Genomic DNA, 3,947 nt, shown 5'->3' with positions numbered 1-3,947 from the left:
GCTTGGAACGCTGGGATGAGGCCTTGGCGGTCATGTCTGAGCGTCCCCGGCGGCGACAACTGCAGCAGTTACCGCCACGATTGAACGAGCTGATCAGCTATTGTCGGGATCGTGGAATCAGTAACGTGTGAGTGCTAACCGGCTTATTTTGGCGCCTATGCACCAAACCCGTAGGGCAGAATCTTCGGACATTTGGATCATCTCGTGAGTACCAAAGATAACCTGCATAGTTACGAGTGAGTTTTTTAGCGACTGTGCTTGGTACTTTTCATCGATAAGGCAAACGGGGGTGATTACAACGTACCCAAACACCCTTTGATTCACCCTCGTTTGCCCTTTTTTGCCTTCATGGAGCGTTTTTTAGATTTTGCGAGAGGCTTTTTTTAACATAGACACCGAAAACACCCTTAAAGTCGATTGAGATAGCCTGTATGTAGCTCATATAGGCGTACATATTCGACATTATTCGAGATATATCGCCTTGAGCACCTTATTATCCCTTGCTTCAAGCTGCTGATTTTTCGGATATTCCCTCAATAAAGCGAAGAGATGCATTCATAATCTCAACGAAGAACTTTCGAGTCATTCCCGTTATCCCTCATATGAAGCCACAGAGCGTCTCTCAGGAGCTTTTCCATAGCAGCACTACGTATGGGTGCACTTCTCACATAAACCGCTTAGAAGCGATCTGCGTGACTCCTAGAGGCATTCATAGATCTTAGCTACAAGGGTTTGGTTATTGATCGACGGATATTATCTTGCTTTAAGCATACTGCATCTTGATTCGGCCATATTCCACCAATCTTCATAGAGCCACACAACGGCTCTCTAAGCGATTTTCGCTGTCAACCAGTAGGGTAGCCTACATTAACCCCATAGAAGCGCTTAGAAGCGCTCTGCGTAGCTCCTAGAGGCATTTGAGCTGCTTGGTTTCGGCTATGTTTCTGCTTGCTGAGCATTAAGCGAGAAGATTCATCTTTGATTCCCCTCGATAACCCTTTGTTCCGCATCAAAAACACCATCAAGCAGCCATTGAGTTAAAAACTCAAGCCAACCTCAAGCATCCTAATCTTAAAAACCCAGACCTAAGCCCACAGATGAAGAGATACCATCTTCGACACCTCTTGCCCACCCTTGAATCAGCTCTATTTCAGCTCGATTGAAGGTAGCATCTTAGGTGTTTTCTCGATTTGCTTTCTTATTGGCTTCTTATCTTGATTGGATGGACGATCATTGAACCGTTGACTTCGACTATTTCGCGATTATACCCGTTTTGCCTCTCTAAAGCCGCAGAGCTCCTGTGAGCGATTTTCACCCCTTTAACGTAGGGTAGCCTATCACCCCCGTAGAAGCGCTGAGAAGCGCTGAGAAGCGCTTCTCGTGGCTCTCAGGGGCATTTATGCCGCTCATCGTCGACCACTTTACCGATCAGGCGCATTTATCACGTTCATTCAACTGCCACATTGAGCCTACTGCCCGATCTAAGGCTCATCTCAAGCCCTCAAAGAGCAAATCCCCATTCCAGAATACCTCACAACCCTCTCAACTGCCTCTATTTGGCTATACTCAAGACGTCATTTTACCGAATTTTTATTGATTGGCCTCCGGTTGATTTCTGTTTTTATCGATAAGGGCTTACTAAACATTGCATCAAGGTCATTTCAGCCTTATTAGCGCATTGCCTATTCTAGCTTCACAGTGCCACTCTAAGCGATTTTCGCCATTAACCAGTAGGGCAGCCTATACCTGTCCCATAGAACCGCTGAGAAGCGCTCTGTGTGGGCCCTAGAGGCATTTACATTACTACTTTCCGGCCATTTCATTACCGGCTTGGGCAGTTCTCATACATTTAGCCTTTATCACCCTCTATTTAACGCATATTAGTTCAACCATAAGGCACCCATTAACCAAAGAAACCACCCGAATCAACTTCCACGCAATTCAAACACCCACCTCAAAAGTCAAACACATCACCAACACCCCTCATAAACCACCCGATTTATGCCTACTTCACTCAACCCATTCAAAACTCCAGGCAATCGATTTCAATCATCCCTTACCAAACTCGAACGATCCCAACCGATCCATCACTTACATCACATCAAAAGTTGATTCCTGGCCGTCTTTTGACCTCTCCATTCAACATCACCCGTTACAGAAAACTCAAACCGAGTAACAATCCCCTCACATCCCTTTTCCCATTCAGACCCGTATCAAACATCCATTCGACCGGTTTTCACACATACATCATCACCGAAAACCACCACCGATCATTGACTACGGCACTGCCAATGGTATGGGCGACAACCGATTTGTTCTTCATTGCACGGACTCACACTTCAACAACTCAGGCAATGACGTACATCCGGATCGCTCACATCCATCAATACTCCATCAAGAGGAACAACACGATGCCTACTAATGATCAAAACCAATACATCCAGCTTCACTACGCCGATGAGTACAACGGTAATCCCGTAGACCAAGAGCAAGGACCACTGATTACCCGTCATCTCAACTCGCTTGAAGACTTGCTTTATCGGGTCAAAGATACGCAGCCTGAAACCTTAGCCGTGCGGTTCGATTTACACTGCCCGAACACCTTTGAAATCCGAGCGACCCTCGAATACGGCAACGGGCTCATCAGCCTCTTCTGGCAACATCTCTACAATCCGTTCTTAGACAGCACCACCAACACGTGTCCAAAGTTTCACTTCGCCTGGACGCGCGAGCATGACCGAAACACCGGACAGGTCGATTACAAAGTCCTCCTCCTGCTCAACACCTACTTCATCCAGGAGCTCTGCAACACCCGACCCGTTCCAGATGTAGGAAGAGGCGATAACCTGGCCGGCCACATCGTGCGTGCTTGGTCACACGCTTTGGGAATCCCTGACCCCGTCGTACAGCTTGTCTCTTTTCCAACGGATCCACACACCGGTGAGATCCAGACCATGCGCCTGATGACGAATGATCATAACGCATGGCAGCAGCTCTTCCTCCAATCGAGCAGCCTGTGTAAATACGAAGGCAAACCGCTGGGTCGGGGCTTCTGCGCATTCAGAACCAGCAACCGTAGATCGTCCGAAGATCGAGACGACTAATCAATCGCCTCTAATGAGTGAGAGGGAGCACCCAATCATCTCCCTCTCGCTCGTATCACGGATCAACCCGGTGCAGCACTCAGTTACAGCATAACGATAGCCGGTTCGATATCACCTCTCCCCCAGACAAGCAAGTGCCTGTCCCCCATCTCTCGGATGTGCAGGAAGAGCAAGGGAACAGGGGAACAGATCAACCGGCGACTACTCAACGATGGCACCCTCAACAGGGTGCCATCGCCATCAACGTCACCATCGTTATATCCAGCGTCACCGCCGGTACCGTCGTCACCGCCATCGCCGGCACCGCAAGCACCACCGACTGAGCCGCCACATCGGGCCATCACTGTACCGCGCTGAACCGCGCCATTGAGCCTCCCCAAGGGGTAGAGTAGACTGCACTTGGTGCCGAAGGACTCGGCCACCGATACGATCGACACAGCGCCCCAAGGCAGCTGTCGATCACCCGGCCAACGGATCAGGCCACAGGCAACGGCTAAGGAGAGCCCACCATGCCCCGCCCTCGCTGTGAACAAATCTCGCCCACAATCCCCTACTACCACATCGTCACACGCTGCGTGCGACGCAGCTTTCTCTGCGGTGAGGATCACGTCTCCGGCAAAAGCTACGAGCATCGGCGCCAATGGGTCGAGGATCAGCTTCGCCTGCTAAGCTCGATCTTCGCCATCGACATCGCCACCTATGCGGTCATGTCGAATCACTGCCACATCGTCGTCAAACTTGACCCCAGTCAGACCGAAGAGTGGTCCGATGAGGAGGTCATCGAGCGCTGGCGTGCCGTCTATAAAGGCGCACCCGTGATGCAGAAGCATCTGGCCGGCAAGC

General features: G+C 50.1%; 2 protein-coding genes. Both read left to right on the top strand.

The features are described 5' to 3' along the window. Positions 1-2,411: 2,411 nt before the first annotated feature. On the top strand, positions 2,412-3,104 hold the full coding sequence (locus CKO15_RS13325; RefSeq protein ID WP_200197219.1) for a YagK/YfjJ domain-containing protein: 693 nt from the start codon (positions 2,412-2,414) through the stop codon (positions 3,102-3,104). Positions 3,105-3,613: 509 nt separating this feature from the next. Then, positions 3,614-3,947: transposase (locus tag CKO15_RS13320; RefSeq protein WP_242464804.1), on the top strand; the 334-nt coding region annotated here is incomplete at its 3' end.

It is taken from the genome of Halorhodospira abdelmalekii, from assembly GCF_016583625.1.
GTDB classification, from domain to species: domain Bacteria; phylum Pseudomonadota; class Gammaproteobacteria; order Nitrococcales; family Halorhodospiraceae; genus Halorhodospira; species Halorhodospira abdelmalekii.
Note: the sequence above shows the minus strand (reverse complement) of the source record. Positions and strands in the feature narration are given on the sequence as shown.

Bases quoted from the DNA above. Each gene is read 5' to 3' on its own strand.
- CKO15_RS13325 (WP_200197219.1), top strand. From the start codon at position 2,412: ATGCCTACTAATGATCAAAACCAATACATCCAGCTTCACTACGCCGAT.